The sequence below is a fragment of the Novosphingobium sp. genome, assembly GCF_024642085.1.
Taxonomy (GTDB): domain Bacteria; phylum Pseudomonadota; class Alphaproteobacteria; order Sphingomonadales; family Sphingomonadaceae; genus Novosphingobium.
On sequence record NZ_JAHEBV010000002.1, the window covers coordinates 17167 to 37051 of the forward strand.

Genomic DNA, 19885 nt, shown 5'->3' on the forward strand with positions numbered 1-19885 from the left:
TGAATAACAGATGAAGCAATGCCGCGTTCACGCGGCACCATCACATCAGATCCGTTCGGCCAGCTTGATCGCCGCGCGGCATCCCAGCCGGATGGCGCCCGACAGCAAAGGGAAGCCGGGAGCGCGCTCAGCCCCGGCAGCCAAGGCGGTTTCGCGGTGCTCACGTTCGTCGGCGCGAAACTCCTCGATCAGAGCGGCCAGTTCAGGATCGTCATCACCCAGCTGTTCAAGCTGCTCGGTGTAGTGCCGGTCGATCTCCTCTTCGACAGCTGCGGTGCAGGCCATGGCCGCTTCCGGTGATATCAGTGCGGTCGCAGCGCCCAATGCAAAGCCCGCCACGTCCCAGAATGGTTGCAATATGGTGGGCCGGACCCCGCGTTCTGCGATCAGCGCGTCAAACTTGGCACGGTGACCGGCTTCCTGTTCGGCCATGTGGCGCACGGTCGCAGCATGGGGCGCCCGATCACCCATCACTGCCAACTGACCGGCATAGATTCGCGTGGCGCCATACTCGCCCGCCTGATCGACGCGGAGCATCCGCTCGGATTGAACGCGGTTCATGGCTGTGATCCCTGCGAACGGCGCAGCAGCCCAAAAATCAGCAGCGCCGCGATGGTTGAAATAAGAAAGTTGAACCCGGCCAGACTGATCCCCAGCACTTCCCACTGAACCTGGTCGCAGCGCACGATCGGCGCGTTGAGAATGGCTTTCAGCGGGTCGCCAGTCCCATCCAGCGGACTTGCGGTGCAAGTCGTTATACCCTCCCACCATCCATATTCGACCCCGGCATGAAAAGCTCCAATCGCGCCAGAAATCAGGATGGCAAATGCCGCAAGTGCCACCAGCAGCCGCGCCTGACCGCGCAACACATAAGCCAGGATGCCCAGCGCAACGGCAACAAAATGCGGATAGCGCTGCCACCAGCACATCTCGCAGGGGTATAGATCAAACCCGATCTCGCCAAGATAGGCGCCGCCCAGCAAGGCCGCTGGCACCGCCAACGCCAAAAGGCGCGCCCAGATCCACGCCGTTGCCCCGCGTGACAGCATTACTTGCCCTTGGCGGCCAGAGCGACGCCGCCAGTGCGGCGCAGGGTTTCCATCGCGTAATAAAGCTGAAAATCCTTGATGCCTTTGGCCTTCAGCTCTTCTGCTGTCTGCTTGAAGCGCGGATCGATCTGGCGATCGGCCTCAAGCTTCTTGTCGTCCATGCTGATCTCGTTGACCAAGTGGCGGCGCAGGTCGCTTTCGCGCAAAGCCAGATCATTGCGGCGCTGGGCATCGGGATCGGACAGCTGCGGGACACGGATATCAGGGTCGATCCCGCCTTCCTGCACCGACCGGCCCGACGGTGTGAAATAGCGCGCAGTGGTAAGCTTGACTGCGTGGCTGCGATCGAGCTCGAACAGCGACTGGACGCTGCCTTTGCCAAAGCTGCGTTCGCCCATAATTACCGCGCGGTGCTGGTCCTGCAGCGCGCCTGCAACGATTTCCGAAGCCGAGGCCGAACCGGCGTCGATCAACACAACCAGTGGCAAGCCTTTTGCTGCATCGCCCGGATAAACGCTTTCAGCCTTGTAGAATTCGTTATCCTGCGGGTTGCGGCCGCGCTGCGACACGATATCGCCTTTGGTCAGGAACAGGTCGGACAATGCCACCGCTTCGTCCAGCGCGCCGCCCGGATTGGACCTAAGATCGAGCACAAGGCCTGACAGTTTGCCGGCGCTTTGCTTGCGTAGCTCGGCAATAGCGCGATTGACGTTTACGCCGACATCGCGCGAAAACTCATTCACGCTGATAACGCCAACGTCTTTTTCCAGCTTCCAGGTAACCGGCTCCAGCGTGATTACGCCGCGCGTTACAGTAACATCAAACGGCTGTTCGCGGCCTGCGCGAAAGATCGTCAGGCGGATTTTGGAGCCCGCTTCGCCGCGCATCTTGGCCACGGCATCGTCAAGATCACCGCCATAGATCAGCTTGCCATCAAGGTGCGTAATATAATCGCCCGCCTTGACTCCCGATGCTTCGGCCGGGCTGCCGCGCATCGGCGAAACCACCTTGACCGCACCATCGTCCATTTCAACCGACAGCCCAAGGCCCGAATATTTGCCGTCGATCATCGTGGTCAGCCGGGTCAGCGTCGCGCCTTCAAGATATGTTGAATGCGGATCGAGTGATGCCAGCATCCCGTCAATTGCCCCGTTGATCAATTTGTCATCATCGACCTGCTCAACATATTGAGATTTGACCATCTGATAGACCGACAAAAGCCGCCCGAACTCGGGCCCAGCGCGACCGTCAACTGCGGCAAGACCTGCAGTAGTTGCCGGAATCAGGGCAACGGCGGTAACCAGCAAGCTGGCGCGAAGCAGAGGTGCGAACTTCATCGGTGCGGCCTTTCGTATCGAGTGGCTGCTTTATAGACGGCCAAGCCTTAACGCCAGATAGCCCTAACGGGCAGCAATTTCGAGGGGATTGACCGGTTCGCCCCCCTTGCGCAGCTCGAGTGTGATCACTGGGCGGCCCGGCCCCGCCAGCCCCAACGGTGATCCGGCGATCAATTGCGCCCCCACGCGTGTATCCAGCGTAACCAGGCCGGTTATCACACTTGTCCAGCCGCCCGCGTGTTCGATGATTACTATTTGCCCGTAGCCGGCATAGGGCCCGGCAAAGGCGACCCGTCCGGCAGCGGGTGCCACGGTTTGGGCCGAAGGGTTCACGGCGAGCGTAATTCCGCGTGCTCGAGGCTTGCCAGAGGTGCTGGCGCCAAAGCCCTGGACGAGCCGCCCGGCGACGGGAAGACGGTATCCAGCGGGGGCAGTGGCAGAAGTATCGGGCCCATCGGTCGGAGACGCAGCGGAACCGCTGACCTGTGCACTTGCGGGCAGTGCCGGACGCAGAACCGGCCCCGGCAGGGAGGCCAGTTCGGCGCGCAATTCTCCTTGCTTTGAAAGTTCGCCAACCAGGCTGCCCAGATCGCGGGCTTGTTCGGCAAGCGCCAGGGCGCGCTCTGCCTCGCGATCGGCTACACCGCTGGCTTCACGTGAAGTCAGGCGTTGCTTAGTCTCGACCGCAGCTAGCGCCTGGCGGCGGCGGGCAAACTCGCCCTCGCTGGCGCGCAGATCGGCATTGGCGGCAACGGCCTTTGATTCCAGCGCGCGAGCGTGCATAATTTCGTTGCGCAGCCCTGCGGTACGGCGCTGGACCTCGGGCAGCATGGTCTGCAGGACCGCGCGAAGGTAAATCGTATCTTGGAGCGATCCCGGTCGGAGCAAAGACAACGTGGGGGGGCGGCGCGACATGCGCTGCAGCGCTGCGGTTAGCCGCACCAAGGGCCGCTGATGCTCGGCCAGTCGGGCGCGCAGCACCGCACGCTGACTTGCGATTACCGAAATCTGTGCCTGGTTCGCGGCGATCGCCGCCTCAGCCTGTTGGATTCGGGCGGCAAGTGCAGCACTTTCCTGCGCAGTCTTGTCAGCCTCTGCTACAGCGTTGCGCGCTGCGATTTCAAGCTGATGCGCACGTTCACCGGCCTCGGCCTGCTGGGCCCTCGCAGCAAAGAGCGCCTCGGCCGCATCCTGCGCAGTTGTCGGGGCGGCAGTGTCTTGCGCCAAAGCGCCGCCGACCATGGCCAGCGCGCCAAGCGACAAGACAAGGAACATCGGACGCAGCGCCATCGCCGTCCTTATCCCGAACGATGATAGGGATGGCCAGCCAGAATGCTGACCGCGCGCCACAATTGTTCCGCAAGCATGGCCCGTGCCATCATGTGCGGCCAGGTCATCGCGCCAAATGCGATCAGCAGGTCGGCTTGGGATCGTGCTGCTTTGGCGTGGCCGTCCGCTGCGCCGATCACGAAGCGCGTTTCGCGCACGCCTTCATCACGCCATTTGCCCAGCAGCGCCGCAAACTCACCGGACGAAAACTGACGGCCGCGCTCATCCAACAGGACAGTACGCGATGGCGTCATGGCAGCAGGCGACGCACCGCCTGCATCGGGTAGCTCAGTCAGTTTAACCGGCCAGGCAATCCGCGCGAGATAGCGATCGACCAATTCAGCTTCGGGTGATCGTCCGATCTTGCCGCGCGCAACGATGTGGAGGCGCATCGACCGGTTGGATCAAGCAGCGCCGACGCTGTCGCCGAATGCCCACATGCGTTCAAGGTTATAGAAACTGCGCACTTCGGGACGGAACAGATGAACGACAACGTCGCCGGCATCGACCAGCACCCAGTCGGCGGCGGGCAGCCCCTCGATCCGGACATGACCGAAACCGCCATGCTTGATCCGTTCGGCCAGCTTCTGCGCCATTGCGGCGACCTGACGGGTCGAGCGGCCCGAAGCGATTACCATGAAATCGGCAATCGAGCTTTTGCCTTCGAGCGGGATCGAGACGAGTTCCATCGCCTGGTCGTCGTCGAGCGACTTCAGAACGAGTTCGTGGAGCGAGCCCGGTTCCGAGGCGGGGAGCGGGGCCGGTACCCCGGCATCTGAGGCCGGCGTGGTCGCGGCCAGATCGGAAGAATTGGGCGTCATTTAAGCGGAAACGGCTCCTCTGGGCGGGCGGCGCAAGGGTTCATGCGATGTCGGGTTCGACGGGACGGTGGGTAAGCGGATCGTACCAAGCGCGGCCGACAAAGCGGCTGGCCCAGTCGGGATCGGCGCGGCGAACAGCTGTCGCCGAGCGCGGATCGGGATCGAAACGCAAATGTATCAGCGCGGGTGCGCTCCATCCTGCCCGGTGCTTAAGGCTGGCGGCGGACCGCCGGTAACGGCCGAGCCAGGCTGCCGCGGGGCTCGCGGCTGCGGCGGTGTCATAACCCGGACGCGCAATTACCGCAATCGGCATGGTCCGCGCAATCTGCCGCCAGTCGCGCCAGCGGTGCATTTGAGCCAGATTGTCGCTTCCCATGAGCCACACAAAACGGGTCTTGGGATAGCGGCGAACCAGCGCGCGCAAGGTTTCCACTGTATAAACTGTGCCTAGTTCGCTCTCTATCGCGGTCGGAACGATTCGCGCGGCACGCGCCTGTGCCACTGCCGATCCCAGCCGCGCCGCAAGCGGCGCCATCCCAGCTTTAGGCTTGAGCGGATTGCCGGGGGACACCAGCCACCAGACCTCGTCCAATCCCAACGCCTGCAGTGCAAACAACGAAATACGGCGATGCCCGCCGTGTGCGGGATTGAAGCTGCCGCCAAGGAGCCCGACTGTCTTCAGGGCCGTATCTGTCCGCTGCCGCGAACCAGCCACTTGTAGGTAGTCAAGCCTTCGAGGGCGACCGGACCGCGGGCGTGAAGGCGTCCGGTGGCGATCCCGATCTCGGCGCCCAGGCCAAACTCACCCCCGTCTGCGAACTGCGAACTGGCATTGTGAATCACGATAGCGCTGTCGACTTCGGCCAGGAACCGTTCTGCTGCGCCGATATCTTCGGTGACGATTGCATCGGTGTGGTGCGAAGAGTGGCATGCGATATGCCTCAATGCAGCCTCTAATCCGTCCACCACGGCAACCGAGAGGATCGCATCGAGATATTCGGTATCCCAGTCATTGTCCGCAGCTGGAGCAATTCGCGCATCAAGCGCACACGCCCGTGCATCACCGCGCAGTTCACAGCCCGCACCGAGCAGGTCTGCGACCACGGCCTGGGCAGCGGGAAACTGCACGTCGATCAGCAGCGTCTCCATGGCTCCGCAGATCCCGGTTCGGCGCATCTTGGCGTTTAGCGCAATCGCCGCTGCCTTGGCCGGATCGGCTGCAGCGTGGATATAGGTGTGGCAAATCCCGTCGAGGTGAGCGAGCACGGGAACACGGGCATCGGCTTGCACCCGTGCGACCAAGCTCTTGCCCCCGCGCGGCACGATCATGTCGATCAGGCCAGCTGCGGTCAGCATAGCGCCGACGGCAGCCCGGTCCTGGGTCGGGAGCAGCTGAACTGCGGCAGCGGGAACGCCTTCGCCTTCCAGTCCTGCGACGAGGGCGGCATGTATCGCACGGTTGGAGTACACGGCTTCACTGCCCCCGCGCAGCAGCACCGCATTACCCGAACGCAGGCATAGCGCGGCGGCATCGGCAGTGACGTTGGGCCGGCTTTCATAGATGATGCCGATCAGACCGATTGGCACGCGCACCCGCGACAGCGCCATACCGTTGGGCCGGACCGAACTGTCGATGACCGCGCCAACCGGATCGGCCAAATCGGCAACCTGATCTACTGCATCGGCAATGGCCGCCAGCCGTGCCGCATCAAGTCTCAACCGGTCAAGCATCGCCGGGCTAAGGCCGCTGGCCTCCCCGGTTGCAACATCACGCGCATTGGCAGCCAGGACCGCGCCTTCGGCAGCACGCAAGGCAGTCGCGGCAGCGTGCAAAGCCCGCGCCTTTGCCGCCGAATCCATCTGCGCGAGCTGGCGCTGCGCTGCGCGACCAGCCGCGGCAAGCCGGCCAACAAGGTTTTCGGGCGATTCGGCTTTGGTCTCGAGTTGTGAATTCATGGCGAAAATCGGCCTATCACCGCCTAATTGCCTTGTCACGGCCAGACGAGTCTGGGCCGGGTTCCGAGCGCATTCGCAATACGTAGTTTACCCCTATGTCAGCTAAATCCTTCGTTTCGTCCCGAGTCTAATTCGACTCGGCGTCTTAGCTATCCCGCAGATTCGCCATGCCCGATCCGACCTGCTAGCGCGCGGCCCATAAAGGGACAAAGGGACTCGGGGTCGTTTTGCAAAAGTTGGCCGAAGGTGGATTAAGGGGCCGCCTGCGTGCGTGGTTTCCGGATCGCGAGTTTTTCATGCGATCGCAGGGTCAGGTTCGCTTCATCAAGATTTCCGCGCGTGTGCAGATGATTGCTGCAGGCGCAATTGCCGCATTGCTGGCTGTCTGGCTGCTGTCGATGGCTGCCATGGCGATTTCCAGTGTGCTGTCGACTCGCCACCGTCTGGCTCTGCTTGACCGTGAAGCCAAGGTCGCAAGTTCGGAAAGCCGGTTGAACGCATACGGCGAAAACATCGGCAAGGTTGCCGACGATTTGAAGCGCCGCCAGGACTTCATCGAAAAGACCAGCCAGGCCGTGTTGGGCGACCTCCCCCGTGACGCCAAGGCTGGCGAAACAGTGTCGAACAGTTCAAGCGAAGCGGCGCAGACAGTGGAAAAGGTCTCTCTGGCTGTACCGCAGGCTGTCGAGCTGGCCCGGATAGAAGCGCGGCAGCTTGCCTTGATTGAAGGTTTGACCAGGCTTGCTGATCGGCGCGCAGCAGCGGCTGAAGCGCGCCTGAGCAGCCTGGGCCTTAATCCCAAGTCGATGCTTGCTGCGCGTGACGATCGGTCAGCGCAAGGTGGTCCGCAGATAGCCTTGGCGACATCGTCCGATGGATCAATAGACCCGCGTTTTCAACGCTTTGCATTAAGCATGGCGCGCATGGACTTGCTCGAGCGTTCGATCCGGGGCCTGCCGCAAGTGCTTCCGGCCAGTCTGGAATACATCTCATCCGGCTTCGGTTATCGCGCCAACCCCTTTACCGGCGGCGGCGGCGAGTTTCATCCCGGACTTGATTTCAAGGGGCCGCTCGGCGCACCAATCTATGCGGCAGCGCGAGGAACGGTAAGCTTTGTCGGCCAGCGATCCGGCTATGGCAACTGCGTCGAGATTGACCACGGCAACGGCCTTGTGACCCGGTATGCCCATATGTCGGCTTTCCGCACGCAAATCGGACTGGCCGTCAATCCGGGCGAAGTCATCGGCCTGATCGGCAGCACTGGTCGTTCGACCGGACCGCACCTGCATTTTGAAGTCCGCATCGGCGACAGGCCGGTCAACCCGCGTCCCTTTTTGGAGGCAGCGCCCCATGTTCAAGCAGAAAACCGCGCCGGAAACGGCGCCCAGACCGCAAGGTAAGTCGATGGCAGCTTCCACTTTTTCCGTATTCGGCACCGACATCCGCATCACCGGCAATGTGCACGCTTCGGCCGATCTGCACATTGATGGCCATGTCGAAGGCGATGTCACCTGCACCTCGCTGGTGCAGGGTGAAGGCAGCGAGATCCAGGGCGCGGTCAAAGCCGAAACCGCCCGCCTGTCAGGCACGGTGCGCGGCACGATCAACGCCCGTGATCTGGTCATCCTGAAATCAGCACGAATCCATGGCGACGTTCATTACGATTCGCTGACAATTGAACAGGGCGCCCAGGTTGACGGCCGCTTTGCACCGCGCGTGGCGGGCGAAGACGCCACTGTGGTCAACTTTGCAGCGAGTTGAGGCCTGTTCGCTGCTGGTTTCGGGCTTCTAGAGAACTTCGGCCCTCAGTGTCTTTCGGTCCAGCTTGCCGATCATCGTTTTGGGCAGACTGTTCCTTACCACTACCTGATCAACCCGCTCGTGCTTGCCGAGCCGCAAGTTGAGCCAGTCGCGCAGCGCCTCACCGCTATCGCTGCAACCGTCCTTCAAGGTAACATAGGCGCGGGGGGCCTCGCCGCGATAGGTGTCGGGCACACCGATCACCAGCACTTCTTTGATTGATGGATGCTCTTCGATCACCGCTTCGACCTGGCTTGGGAAAACCTTGAATCCGCCTACCGCGATCATGTCCTTGATCCGGTCGACAATCCGCAGATAGCCTTCTGTATCAATGGTGGCGACATCGCCGGTGCGCAGCCAGCGCCCGTCGGGTCTGCCAGCAAAGGCAGACGCTGCCGCTTCTGGCCGGCGCCAGTATCCGCGCATCACCTGGGGTCCCTGGATTGCCAGTTCACCCGGCTCACCCGGCGGCGCATCCTGAGCCGGGTCCTCCTTGTCGAGCAGGCGAATGCGCGTGGCTGGGAGCGGTTGCCCGATCGTTCCTGTGCGGTCATCGCCCTCATAAGGGTTGGTCGAGACCACGCCCGACGTTTCGGTAAGCCCGTAGCCTTCGACCAGCCGAGCGCCAGTGGCTTCCTCGAATCGCGTCTTCAGCGGGCCGGGAAGCGGGGCGCCGCCCGATATGCAAACCCGAAGTGAGGAAAAGTCGGTTCTGCTGAGGTTTGGGTGATCGAGCAGGGCTTGGTACATGGTCGGCACGCCTGGCATGGCCGTCGCCTTGACCCGCTGCAAGGTCTTGAGCGCCTGGCCTGCATCGAAACGCGGCAGCATCGCAATGCATCCTCCGTTGGCGACGGTGCGATTTAGCACGCAGACGTTGGCAAAGACATGGAACAGCGGCAGGACCCCCATGATCATGTCACGCTGGCCTGCTTTGGGATCGATCGCCGCTACCTGACGGGCATTGGCTGACAGGTTCTGGTGAGTCAGCATAGCCCCCTTTGGCGATCCGGTTGTGCCGCCGGTATATTGCAGCAAGGCCAGATCCTCTTGCGGATCCAACGGCACCGGGCGAGGCGGATCGGTAATGAACAGCGTGTCGGCCCAGCTTTTGACGCCTTGGCGCCAAGGCACCTGCGCCAGCGCTTTGCGCGCAAACAGCCGCATGAGGAGCCCCTTTGACCAAGGCAACGATGCGGCAAGCGAGCCGACTACAAGTGTTTCGAGCGGCGTGCTGTCGAGAACCTCAAGAGCGGTAGGCAGCAGAGCGGACGAATCGATCGTGACCAGCACGCGGATGCCCGAATCCTCAACCTGCGCCTGAAGCTCGGGCACAGTGTAAAGCGGGCTGAAATTGACCGCGATCGCGCCCGCGATCATTGCCCCATAATATGCGGAAACATAGATCGGCACGTTCGGCAGGAACAGCCCGACCCGGTCACCTTTGGCAATCCCCATTTCCTGAAGACCGGCGGCAAAGTGCAAAGCCTCCTGATGGAGCTCGGCATAGCTGAAGTGCCGTCCCATGAAATCGACCAGCGGCTTGTCGGCATGGTCGCGTGCGGCAGCGGCAAAAAAATCAGGCAAAGATAGCGGCGGGAACGCCAAATCCCACGCGCAAGGGTGCGCGTAGTGCTCGGCCCAAGGTGCCGCAGCGGAACTATTTACATGCATGTAAACAGCTTAGCCCCACCACGCCGGGCAGGGCAAGCGTCATGGTCGTGCTGTTCGCAAAGGCTTAGCTTTCGCTAGCCGCCTCGGCAGCCTCGGCGGCTCGCTTGGCCTCAAGCCAGGCGGCGGCTTCTGCTTCTTGCGCGGCTTCAGCAGCCGCCTTGCTCGACGCGTCGCGTTCGGCGCGCAGTTCCTCGATCAGCGAAGCACGGTCATCGACCAGCCGCGCATCATCGCCCGCTTCATCGGTCAGGCCAGCCTTCTTGGCAGCCTTGGCTACGATCGCGTCCAGCTCGCGCTGGCTGCACAGGCCCAGGGTAACCGGGTCCTTGGGCTGAATGTTGGCAATGTTCCAATGGCTGCGGTCGCGGATCGCGGAAATCGTGTTGCGGGTCGTCCCGATCAGCTTGCCGATCTGCGCGTCCGAGATTTCGGGATGAGCGCGGAGAATCCACGCAATGCCGTCAGGCTTGTCCTGGCGTTTGGAAACCGGGGTATACCGCGGACCCTTGGTGCGGTTGACCGTGACCGGCGCCTTTTGCATGACCAGCGAATAACCGGCATCCGCCTGGCCCTTTTCGATTTCAGCCATGGTCAGTTCCCCAGACCGCACCGGATCGCGTCCGGTGTACTTGGAACTGGCCAGATCATCGGCCATCGCCTGGACTTCAAGTATGTGAAGTCCGCAGAACTCCGCGATCTGTTCAAATGACAGCGCGGTGTTGTCAACCAGCCACGAGGCGGTCGCATGGGGCATCAGCGGGGTCGGCTGGGACACGGGGTAATCTCCGTCAGAAAATAATAGGGCCGCCCCTTGCGGAGCGGCCGTTCGAAGGCGTTCCTAGTGCGTTTCGCGCCGTCCGGCAAGTGCCGCGATTCACCGGGACGCCGCCTTACTGTTCCGCATCGCCATAGGACTCGTCTTGCGCTTGGCTATCGTTTCCGCGCGAATCAAAGCGGTCTTCATACGGGCGATCCGCATATTCCCGGTCCGCTGCCGAATCCCCCCGGCCCACGGAGCCCAATTCACCTGCTAGATCCTTCTTGATATAATTGGCGCGCGCCTGAAGCGAGGTGTTGGCTGAAACAGCCACCGCCCCGAGGAGCGAACCAATCTCATCGACATCAGCAGTCGTATCGCTACGTGCATCAAGGTGCTTGGTCAGTTTCTCGATCAGCTTGCGAAATTCCGTTTCGACTTTTGCCTCGCTCAGCACCTTGTTCGCTTCGCCCATCATGATCCGCACCTCGGGAACGTCGATGGTTGCGTGAATGCGGGTTGATCCATTACTGCCGAGCGGTTCAAGACGAAGCGCGATAATTGCCGGGTCTTCCTTGGTGCCTGGTACCGATGAACTCTCAATAATCCAACGCAATGCGCCTTCTTCTGGCCGCTCTCGTACAATCGGCAGTTTGCCGAACAGCATCTCGTGTGTGTCGAATGACACTTTCGACAATGCTGCGGCTACAACGGCTGGGGACGCCTTGGTATCAACAGCGAAATCTTCGCCGCCGCCGCTTATGCCGCACCCCGACAGGGCGAAGGTGCAAAGCAGACCAACATGACGAAGTCCCATTCATTTCTTCCTTCAAACGGTCAGTCAAATTTTTGCCTAAACCGCCAAGGCTCGCAACACTATCTTGCCGATATGATCGCCCGCTTCCATCCGGGCGTGGGCCGATGCGGCATCGGCCAGGGCAAATGTCTGGTCCATCACCGGGCGCAGCTGACCGCTTTCCACGAAGGGCCAAGCGTGCTGGGCGATTTCCTGGGCGAGCAGCGCCTTGAAGGTGTTGCTGCGTGGACGCAGGGTCGATCCGGTCAGCATCAGGCGCCGGCGCATTACCTCGGCCATGTTAAGCGTTGCCTGCAATCCGCCCTGGACCGCTATGGTTACATGGCGGCCATCATCGGCAAGGCATTTGAGGTTGCGCGCAACATAGTCTCCGGCAACCATGTCGAGCACCATGGCAACGCCCTGGCCCCCCGTTAGCCGAGCCACCTCCTCGACAAAGTCGGCGGCCTTGTAATCGATGGCGTGAGCTGCGCCGATGGCTAGAGCGGCGGCGCACTTGTCGGGCCCACCGCAAGTGACAATGACTTTCACCCCCATCAGCTTGCCCAGAAGACACGCCATCGAACCGATCCCGCTGGTCCCGCCATGGACCAGGATCGTTTCCCCGTCGCAGACATAGCCGCGCTCGAACACGTTGTGCCATACGGTGAACAGCGTTTCAGGCAATGCGGCCGCCTCTGCGAGCGACAGACCGTGCGGGACCGGCAAACACAGGTCGGCCTCTGCCAGGCAATACTCGGCATATCCACCGCCGGCGACCAACGCGCAAACCTGCTGTCCGTCCAGCGCCGCATCGGACCCGGCTCCGCGCGCCACAATCGTGCCTGATATTTCCAGCCCGCAGGTTGGCGAGGCGCCAGGCGGTGGGGGATAAAACCCCTGGCGCTGAATTACGTCGGGGCGATTGACCCCGGCGTAGGCAACCCGGATGAGCACCTGGCCAATTCCCGGTACCGGGACCGGCACTGTTTCGGGCCGCAATACGTCTGCCGCACCCGGCGCATCAAAGCCGATTGCCGTCATGGTTTGAGGAATCTGCCCGGTCATGCCTTGCCCCTGTCTTGCGGCGCTGTTGCCATATCGCCACGCTTTTGCGCCCTATCGCCGTGATGTGTTGACAGCAAGGGCATCTGCTCCGAATCTGTCCCCGTCATGGAAGACGATCTGCCCCGCGTAAAAGGCGATGCGGCCAGCCTGCTGGCAAAGGAGCTGCTCGACAGTTATTCGCAGGACGAACTGGCTGAGCGGATATGCATGCTGGAAGCGGAAATTGCCCGCGTAGGCGCTCACCGCGACAAGGCCAGCGCGCACCGCGCCGCTGCTGATGCCCTGTTCGGGCCGCGCAGCAGCTGATGGCTTGCAGCGCCGCCCTTTTCGGCAGGGTGCGGGCTTCCCATATAGGTTTTGTTAACCACGACCGTTCATATTCTCCGGCAAGCCGAACCTTACCCTCCGGAGCCATTCTGCCCTCTGAAAGAGACCCATAAATGCCCAGCTTTGCCCAAAGCCTCGAAAAGACCCTCCACTCTGCGCTCGCCAACGCGTCGGAGCGCAGCCACGAGTACGCGACGCTAGAGCATCTGCTGCTCGCGCTGATCGATGATAGCGACGCAGCCGAAGTGATGCAGGCCTGCGGGGTTGAATTGGGCGAATTGGGCGAGGTGGTAAAACAATACCTTGATCAGGAATACCAGTCGCTCAAGACCCAGGAAAAGGGTGATCCCGCCCCTACCGCAGGGTTCCAGCGAGTAATCCAGCGCGCCATCCTTCATGTGCAGTCCTCGGGCAAGGACACCGTCACCGGGGCCAACGTGCTGGTTGCGCTGTTTTCCGAACGGGACAGCTACGCGGTATATTTCTTGCAGCAGCAGGATATGAGCCGGCTGGATGCTGTCAGCTTCATCAGCCACGGGATAGGCAAGGGCGGCAAGCGGATCGAGGATCGCAGTCCCAAGGGGGCGGCTGAAGACGCCCCCGCACCAGAGGACAAGGCCGCCGCAACCAAGGACGGCAAAAAGGAAACCGCGCTTGACCAGTTCACGGTGAACCTCAATGAAAAGGCGCTGGCCGGCAAGGTCGATCCGTTGATCGGCCGGGGGCCCGAGGTCGATCGGACAATCCAGATCCTGTGCCGCCGCAGCAAGAACAACCCGCTTTACGTCGGCGATCCCGGCGTTGGCAAGACCGCCATCGCCGAGGGTCTGGCCCGAAAGATCGTTGAAGGTGACGTGCCCGAAGTGCTGGCCGAAGCCGTGATTTACAGCCTGGATATGGGGGCTTTGCTAGCCGGTACCCGGTATCGCGGTGATTTTGAAGAACGCCTCAAGCAGGTGGTCAACGAACTGGAAAAAATGCCGGACGCCGTTTTGTTTATCGACGAGATCCACACCGTTATCGGCGCCGGGGCGACCAGCGGCGGTGCGATGGATGCGTCGAACCTCCTTAAACCGGCCCTGTCCGGCGGGACCATCCGTTGCATCGGGTCGACCACCTACAAAGAGTTTCGCAACCATTTTGAGAAGGACCGCGCACTGCTGCGCCGGTTCCAGAAGATCGACGTGAACGAGCCCACGGTCGAGGACACGATCAAGATCCTCAAGGGCCTGCGCACAGCATTCGAGGAACACCACAAGGTCAAATATACGCCCGAGGCGATCAAGACCGCTGTGGAGCTTTCGGCCCGCTACATCAACGACCGCAAGCTGCCTGACAAGGCAATCGACGTAATCGACGAAGTAGGCGCGATGCAGATGCTGGTCCCGCCGTCAAAACGCAAGAAGACCATCACCGGGCGCGAGATCGAGGCGGTCATTGCCACGATGGCGCGGATCCCGCCAAAATCGGTTTCGAGCGATGATCGCACCGCGCTGGAGCATCTCGAACGCGATCTGAAGCGCGTCGTTTTCGGCCAAGACAAGGCGATCGAGGTGTTGTCGTCGGCAATGAAGCTCAGCCGGGCTGGCTTGCGCGATCCCGAAAAGCCGATTGGCTCGTTTCTGTTTTCCGGCCCGACCGGCGTCGGCAAGACAGAAGTGGCCAAGCAGCTGGCCGATATCATGGGCATTCCGATCCAGCGTTTCGACATGTCGGAATACATGGAACGTCATTCGGTCAGCCGCCTGATCGGCGCGCCTCCCGGTTACGTCGGATATGATCAGGGTGGACTTTTGACTGACGCAGTCGACCAGCAGCCACACAGCGTCCTGTTGCTGGACGAAATCGAAAAGGCCCACCCTGACCTGTTCAACATCCTGCTGCAAGTGATGGACAACGGCCGTCTGACCGACCACCACGGCAAGACAGTCGATTTCCGCAACGTAGTGCTGATCATGACAACCAACGCCGGTGCATCGGACATGGCGAAGCAGGGCATCGGCTTTGGGGACGTATCCAAAGAGGATGCCGGCGATGAGGCGGTCAAGCGGATGTTTTCGCCAGAGTTCCGCAACCGGCTCGATGCGATCGTGCCGTTTGCCTATCTCGGCACCGAGACTATCAGCCGTGTTGTCGACAAGTTCGTGCTCCAGCTGGAACTGCAGCTCGCCGACCAGAATGTTCACATTCAGTTTGACGGCGATGCCCGCGAATGGCTGGGCAAGCGCGGCTATGACAAGCTTTATGGTGCGCGCCCGATGGCCCGCCTGATCCAAGAGAAAGTCAAACAGCCGCTGGCGGAGGAACTGTTGTTCGGAAAGCTGCGTCACGGCGGCGAAGTCCACGTCTCGGTCAAAGACGAAGCGCTCGCTTTTGAACTCACCCCTGCCCCGCCCAAGTTGCCCCGCGGCGCAAAGCCAAAAAGCGATGCTGTTGCAAGCCGGGCCAAAGTCAGGACCAAAAGGCCCAAGGCAGCGCCGGAAACCAGCGACGATAGCGCCGAATAGGCATCTTTGGGAGTGATCGCCGCGAAGTGGAACCGCGCGGTGCGTAACGCCATCGCAGCGTTGGCGCTCGCGGTTTCTATTATTCCATTTGCCACCTTGGCCCAGGATGCAGACGACACGGACTGGGATCCGCCCCTGGCGGAACGGACCAGGGAAAGCGGCCTGCCGCTAACTGCCAACCAGACGGCGACCGGATTGGACGCGCTGGACCTTTCGTTGCGGATTGATCCAGCGGCAACCACGCTGACCGGTATAGCGCGCTATCGTCTGACCGCGCTCGCTCCGATCAGCCGGCTCGAGTTTGATTTGGACCCGCGTTACGCCATTTCGGCTATGCGGCTAAATGGGGGACTGGTTACTTCAGAACGCTGGCGCAACGACAAGGGGCTGCTTTCGGTCGATCTGCCGCAGCCGGCTTCGAAGGGTGCCGAAATAGCCTTGGAAGTGCGCTATTCCGGCCATCCTCACAAAGCCAAGAAAGCACCTTGGGACGGCGGCATCCAGTGGAGCCGCACGCCGAGCGGCCAGCCATGGATCGCAACCGCCGTACAAGGCGAAGGCTGCGACTTGATATACCCCTGCATCGACAACTCCCAAAAACGCGTTGCCGTAATCGATGCGGCGATTGCAGTCCCGGCCCCGCTGGTTGCGGCGGGCAACGGCAAGTTCATGGGACGCAGCGACGAAGGCGGCTGGACGACATGGAAATGGCAGACCCGCAACCTCAACACCTATGCCCTAGCGCTCAACATCGGGCCGTATCAAACGGTCGAACGGACCTATGCCAGCCGCTTTGGAAACAGCTATCCGATCTCGTTCTGGTACCTGCCCGGCAACCGTGACAAAGCCGTCGCCCTAGTTGACCAGATGACGCAATTCCTTGATTTCTTTGAGCGTGCAATCGGCCCTTATCCGGCGGGCGCGGAAAAAGTCGGGCTGGTAGAAACCCCGCACCTCGGCATGGAGCATCAAACCATCAACGCTTACGGCAACGGCTTCAAGCTGGCGCCCGAAGGGTACGACTGGCTGATGCACCATGAGTTCAGCCACGAATGGTTCGCCAATCAACTGGCCGAAACCGAACCCAAACACATGTGGTTGCAGGAAGGGCTGGGCAGCTACATGCAGCCGCTCTATCTCCAGCAAAAGCTTGGCGAGGCTAATTATCACGCCGCCTTGTGGGACATGCGCAAGAAGATCGTAGCGAAAGTCGCGCTTGTTCCCGATGGCCGGGTGTCGAGCGCCTACTATAACGATAAGGATGCCGGTTGGGGCGGTGACATCTATTACAAGGGCGCGTGGATTGCCCATACGCTGCGCGCGCTGATCGGGGACAAAGCCTTTTTTGCCACCCTGCGCCGCGTGACTTATGGCCGCGATGATCCGCGACCCGGCAATTTCCTGCCTGTCTACCGAACGAGCGATGATTTCAGAAGCGAGGCGGAAAAAGCCAGCGGGAAAGACCTGACATGGTTCTTCGAAGCGTATTTGAGCCAGGGGCCATTACCCAAGCTAACGGTGACGCGCACCGGACAGCGGCTTGATCTGGCCTGGACAACGGCAGGTCATACGGTTTTCCCGATGCCCCTGGATGTGCGCGTCGGATCGCGCGTTGCCCGACTGCCGATGACGGGTGGACGGGGCAGCGTGACACTGGGCGGCGACACCAGCGATTACACGATTGATCCTGAAAGCAAGATCCTGCGCGACAACCAGGCGATCACCGAATGGCAGGCGCAGGAAAAAGCAGAAAAGGATGCAAAGGCCAAGGCGGCCGCAGCCCAGTGATGGAACTGTACTGCCCGGTTCCACGTTAGGACGAGGTGGCTGCAGCGTTTTCCTGGATCAAGGCGGAGCCGATGGGCATCCGCATCCTTCCTGCCAACTGCTGGATCGATCCGGCGCGGCCTGTCGATAAGGCGCTGGTCACCCACGGCCACGCCGATCACGCACGCGGCGGCCACGGACAAACCATCGCCACACCGCAGACATTGGCAATCATGCAACTGCGCTACCAGACCGAAGCCGGGGCCACGCCGGTGGCCTATGGCGAAACAATCCGCTTGCCCGGCGGGGTGACAGCAACGTACCAGCCGGCTGGGCACGTACTTGGATCAGCGCAAATCCTACTGGAACATGCCGGCGAACGCGTCGTGATTACCGGCGATTACAAACGCCGCAGTGATCCCACCTGCCCGCCGTTCGTGCCGATCCCCTGCGACATATTTATCACCGAGGCAACTTTCGGCCTGCCGATCTTTCACCATCCGCCGATCGCGGAAGAAATGACCAAGCTGCTCGCCGCACGTGCCGCCAGTCCCGATCGCTGCGTGCTGATCGGCGCCTATGCGCTGGGCAAGGCGCAGCGGGTGATCGCCGAGCTGCGGCTGGCCGGATATGCCGAGCCGATCTACCTCCATGGCGCTCTGGAAAAAATGTGCCGACTTTACGAAGAACTGGGTGTCGGGTTAGGAGAATTACGGCCGATTGCCGGCTTGCCCAAAGCCGCGCTGCAGGGGCAGATCGCCCTTTGCCCGCCTTCCGCGCTAAACGACCGGTGGAGCCGCCGCCTGCCTGATCCGATCACCGCGATGGCATCCGGGTGGATGCGCGTACGCCAGCGCGCGCGGCAGAAGAATGTCGAATTGCCCCTGATCATTTCCGATCACGCCGACTGGGGCGAACTGACGCGGACGATCACCGAGGTCAATCCGGCTGAGACCTGGATCACCCACGGACGCGAAGATGCACTGCTTCGCTGGTGCGAGCTTAACCAGCGCAAGGCGCGGGCCTTGGCGCTGATCGGTTATGAGGACGAAGATGATTAAGGGGGGCGACTAGGTGGAGCGCTTTGCCGCCCTGATCGACGCACTGGTCTATACCCCGTCGCGCAATGCAAAGCTGGCCTTGCTGGCCGCTTATTTGCAATCCACGCCCGACCCCGATCGCGGTTGGGCACTGGCCGCATTGACCGACGGGCTGGACTTCCCGGCAATCAAGGCGAGCACGATCCGCAAACTGCTGATGGATCGCGTCGATCCGGTACTGTTCCAGCTAAGCCGCGACTACGTTGGCGATACGGCAGAGACGGCCAGCCTGCTGTGGCCCGATCCGCCAGGCGTTACCGCGCCGCCTCCGACGGTAAGCAACGTTGTCGCCGATCTCTCCGGCGGCAATCGCGCCACCGCCCCGCGCGTTCTTGCAGACCTTCTCGACCGGCTTGATTCGTCGGGACGTTATGCTCTGCTCAAACTGGCGACGGGGGCAATGCGCATCGGCATTTCGTCGCGCCTGGCCAAGACCGCCTTTGCCCAAGCTTTCGGTGTAAGCGTCGACGATGTAGAAGAATACTGGCACGGCCTGACCCCGCCTTATTTACCGCTGTTTGATTGGGCAGCGCGCGGCGCAGCACCGCCACGCACCGATGACCTGCCGCTGTTCCGTCCCTTCATGCTTGCCCATCCGCTTGAGGATTTGCAGGTTGATCTGGCGGACTATGCGGCCGAATGGAAATGGGACGGCATCCGGGTTCAGTTAGTTCACGTGTCTGGCGAAACGCGAATCTATTCGCGTTCAGGCGACGATATCACCGCGACATTTCCCGAGCTGGCCCCGGCCCTTACCGTTCCCGCTGCGCTGGATGGGGAACTTTTGGTTCGCGGGACCCATCAGGGCGGAGAGCAAGGCGGAGCTGCCAGCTTTAACGCCTTGCAGCAGCGGCTGGGACGCAAGACTGTGTCCAAGGCGATGATGGCCGATTTTCCTGCCTTTGTACGGCTATACGACGTCCTCGTCCTGGAAGGCGAGGACCACCGGCCGCGCGCATGGACCGACCGGCGCCAAGTATTAGAAGCGCTGCTGCCCAGGCTGGACCCTGAGCGCTTTGACATAAGCGCGGTAATCGAAGCCCGCGACTTTGCTGAACTCACCGCGATACGCGATCGCGCCCGCGATGACGCGATCGAAGGGGTGATGCTGAAGCGGCGTGACAGTCCGTATGTCACGGGCCGGAAGACCGGATTCTGGTACAAATGGAAACGCGACCCACTGTTGATCGATTGTGTCCTGATGTATGCCCAGCGCGGAAGCGGAAAGCGCAGCAGTTTCTATTCGGACTTCACGTTCGGGTGCTGGGCGGGCGATCCTGATAGCGGCGCGGATCTGCTTCCGGTCGGCAAAGCCTATTTCGGTTTCACCGACGAAGAATTGAAATGGCTGGACCGCCATATCCGCCAACATACGGTCAATCGCTTTGGGCCGGTGCGCGAAACCGATCGCAGTCTGGTGTTCGAAGTGGCATTTGATTCGGTCCACGCCAGCAAGCGGCACAAATCCGGCGTAGCCATGCGCTTTCCGCGCATCAACCGGATACGTGCGGATAAGCCGGCCCACGAAGCTGACCGGCTAGAAAGCCTAAGGGCCTTGATCCGCGATTGAACTCGTCGCGCACTGTGGGTTAGGCAG

The 19885-nt window shown here is 61.5% G+C and carries 19 protein-coding genes; 7 read left to right on the plus strand and 12 right to left on the minus strand.

Annotated elements, in window-relative coordinates; translation table 11 throughout:
- Positions 1–45 precede the first annotated feature (45 nt).
- The 8 genes from Q0L62_RS01005 to Q0L62_RS01040 form a co-directional block, all read right to left on the minus strand.
- Positions 46–561: a demethoxyubiquinone hydroxylase family protein gene (locus Q0L62_RS01005; RefSeq protein WP_296675160.1), complete on the minus strand. Its 516-nt coding sequence runs from the start codon at positions 559–561 to the stop codon at positions 46–48.
- The gene (locus Q0L62_RS01010) at positions 558–1049 is read right to left on the minus strand and encodes a disulfide bond formation protein B (RefSeq protein WP_296675163.1); all 492 of its coding nucleotides are present in this window, start codon (positions 1047–1049) and stop codon (positions 558–560) included. The genes Q0L62_RS01005 and Q0L62_RS01010 overlap by 4 nt, the downstream gene beginning before the upstream one ends.
- On the minus strand, positions 1049–2386 hold the full coding sequence (locus Q0L62_RS01015; RefSeq protein ID WP_296675166.1) for a S41 family peptidase: 1338 nt from the start codon (positions 2384–2386) through the stop codon (positions 1049–1051). Before Q0L62_RS01015 ends, Q0L62_RS01010 begins: the two co-directional genes overlap by 1 nt.
- Positions 2387–2449: 63 nt before the next feature.
- The gene (locus Q0L62_RS01020; RefSeq protein ID WP_296675169.1) at positions 2450–3676 is read right to left on the minus strand and encodes a peptidoglycan DD-metalloendopeptidase family protein; all 1227 of its coding nucleotides are present in this window, start codon (positions 3674–3676) and stop codon (positions 2450–2452) included.
- A gap of 8 nt (positions 3677–3684) precedes the next feature.
- Positions 3685–4107, minus strand: coding sequence for a 23S rRNA (pseudouridine(1915)-N(3))-methyltransferase RlmH (locus Q0L62_RS01025; protein WP_296675174.1), 423 nt, complete (start codon positions 4105–4107; stop codon positions 3685–3687).
- 12 nt (positions 4108–4119) lie between these two features.
- Positions 4120–4536: a ribosome silencing factor gene (gene rsfS / locus Q0L62_RS01030; RefSeq protein WP_296675177.1), complete on the minus strand. Its 417-nt coding sequence runs from the start codon at positions 4534–4536 to the stop codon at positions 4120–4122.
- 40 nt (positions 4537–4576) lie between these two features.
- Positions 4577–5251, minus strand: a complete 675-nt coding sequence (locus Q0L62_RS01035) for a nicotinate-nucleotide adenylyltransferase (RefSeq protein WP_296675178.1) — start codon at positions 5249–5251, stop codon at positions 4577–4579.
- The gene (locus Q0L62_RS01040; protein WP_296675181.1) at positions 5215–6492 is read right to left on the minus strand and encodes a glutamate-5-semialdehyde dehydrogenase; all 1278 of its coding nucleotides are present in this window, start codon (positions 6490–6492) and stop codon (positions 5215–5217) included. Before Q0L62_RS01040 ends, Q0L62_RS01035 begins: the two co-directional genes overlap by 37 nt.
- 296 nt (positions 6493–6788) lie before the next feature.
- Here Q0L62_RS01040 and Q0L62_RS01045 point away from each other — a divergent pair, with 296 nt between their 5' ends.
- The gene (locus tag Q0L62_RS01045) at positions 6789–7892 is read left to right on the plus strand and encodes a M23 family metallopeptidase (RefSeq protein WP_296675183.1); all 1104 of its coding nucleotides are present in this window, start codon (positions 6789–6791) and stop codon (positions 7890–7892) included.
- A gap of 4 nt (positions 7893–7896) precedes the next feature.
- Positions 7897–8253 (plus strand): polymer-forming cytoskeletal protein, encoded by a 357-nt coding sequence (locus Q0L62_RS01050; protein ID WP_296675189.1) that lies wholly within the window; start codon positions 7897–7899, stop codon positions 8251–8253.
- Positions 8254–8280: 27 nt separating this feature from the next.
- Here Q0L62_RS01050 and Q0L62_RS01055 read toward each other — a convergent pair whose 3' ends face one another.
- The 4 genes from Q0L62_RS01055 to Q0L62_RS01070 all read right to left on the minus strand — a co-directional run bounded on the left by Q0L62_RS01055 (position 8281) and on the right by Q0L62_RS01070 (position 12587).
- The gene (locus Q0L62_RS01055; RefSeq protein ID WP_296675190.1) at positions 8281–9966 is read right to left on the minus strand and encodes a long-chain fatty acid--CoA ligase; all 1686 of its coding nucleotides are present in this window, start codon (positions 9964–9966) and stop codon (positions 8281–8283) included.
- A gap of 64 nt (positions 9967–10030) precedes the next feature.
- Positions 10031–10741: a DUF1013 domain-containing protein gene (locus Q0L62_RS01060; RefSeq protein ID WP_296675193.1), complete on the minus strand. Its 711-nt coding sequence runs from the start codon at positions 10739–10741 to the stop codon at positions 10031–10033.
- A 115-nt stretch (positions 10742–10856) separates the two neighbouring features.
- Positions 10857–11540 (minus strand): hypothetical protein, encoded by a 684-nt coding sequence (locus tag Q0L62_RS01065; RefSeq protein ID WP_296675195.1) that lies wholly within the window; start codon positions 11538–11540, stop codon positions 10857–10859.
- Positions 11541–11576: 36 nt separating this feature from the next.
- Positions 11577–12587 carry an NAD(P)H-quinone oxidoreductase gene (locus tag Q0L62_RS01070; protein ID WP_296675197.1) on the minus strand — a complete coding sequence of 337 codons (1011 nt, stop codon included), beginning with the start codon at positions 12585–12587 and terminating at the stop codon, positions 11577–11579.
- Positions 12588–12692: 105 nt separating this feature from the next.
- On the opposite strand from Q0L62_RS01070, the gene Q0L62_RS01075 reads away from it, so the two are divergent.
- The 5 genes from Q0L62_RS01075 (at position 12693) to Q0L62_RS01095 (ending at position 19858) form a co-directional block, all read left to right on the plus strand.
- The gene (locus tag Q0L62_RS01075; protein ID WP_296675200.1) at positions 12693–12893 is read left to right on the plus strand and encodes a DUF1192 family protein; all 201 of its coding nucleotides are present in this window, start codon (positions 12693–12695) and stop codon (positions 12891–12893) included.
- A 134-nt stretch (positions 12894–13027) separates the two neighbouring features.
- Complete coding sequence (clpA, locus tag Q0L62_RS01080) at positions 13028–15421, plus strand: ATP-dependent Clp protease ATP-binding subunit ClpA (RefSeq protein WP_296675202.1); 2394 nt, start codon at positions 13028–13030, stop codon at positions 15419–15421.
- 39 nt (positions 15422–15460) lie between these two features.
- Positions 15461–17209, plus strand: a complete 1749-nt coding sequence (locus Q0L62_RS01085; protein WP_296675205.1) for a M1 family metallopeptidase — start codon at positions 15461–15463, stop codon at positions 17207–17209.
- A gap of 35 nt (positions 17210–17244) precedes the next feature.
- Positions 17245–18249, plus strand: a complete 1005-nt coding sequence (locus Q0L62_RS01090) for a ligase-associated DNA damage response exonuclease (protein WP_296675207.1) — start codon at positions 17245–17247, stop codon at positions 18247–18249.
- 13 nt (positions 18250–18262) lie between these two features.
- Positions 18263–19858: a cisplatin damage response ATP-dependent DNA ligase gene (locus Q0L62_RS01095; RefSeq protein WP_296675210.1), complete on the plus strand. Its 1596-nt coding sequence runs from the start codon at positions 18263–18265 to the stop codon at positions 19856–19858.
- Positions 19859–19885: the final 27 nt, after the last annotated feature.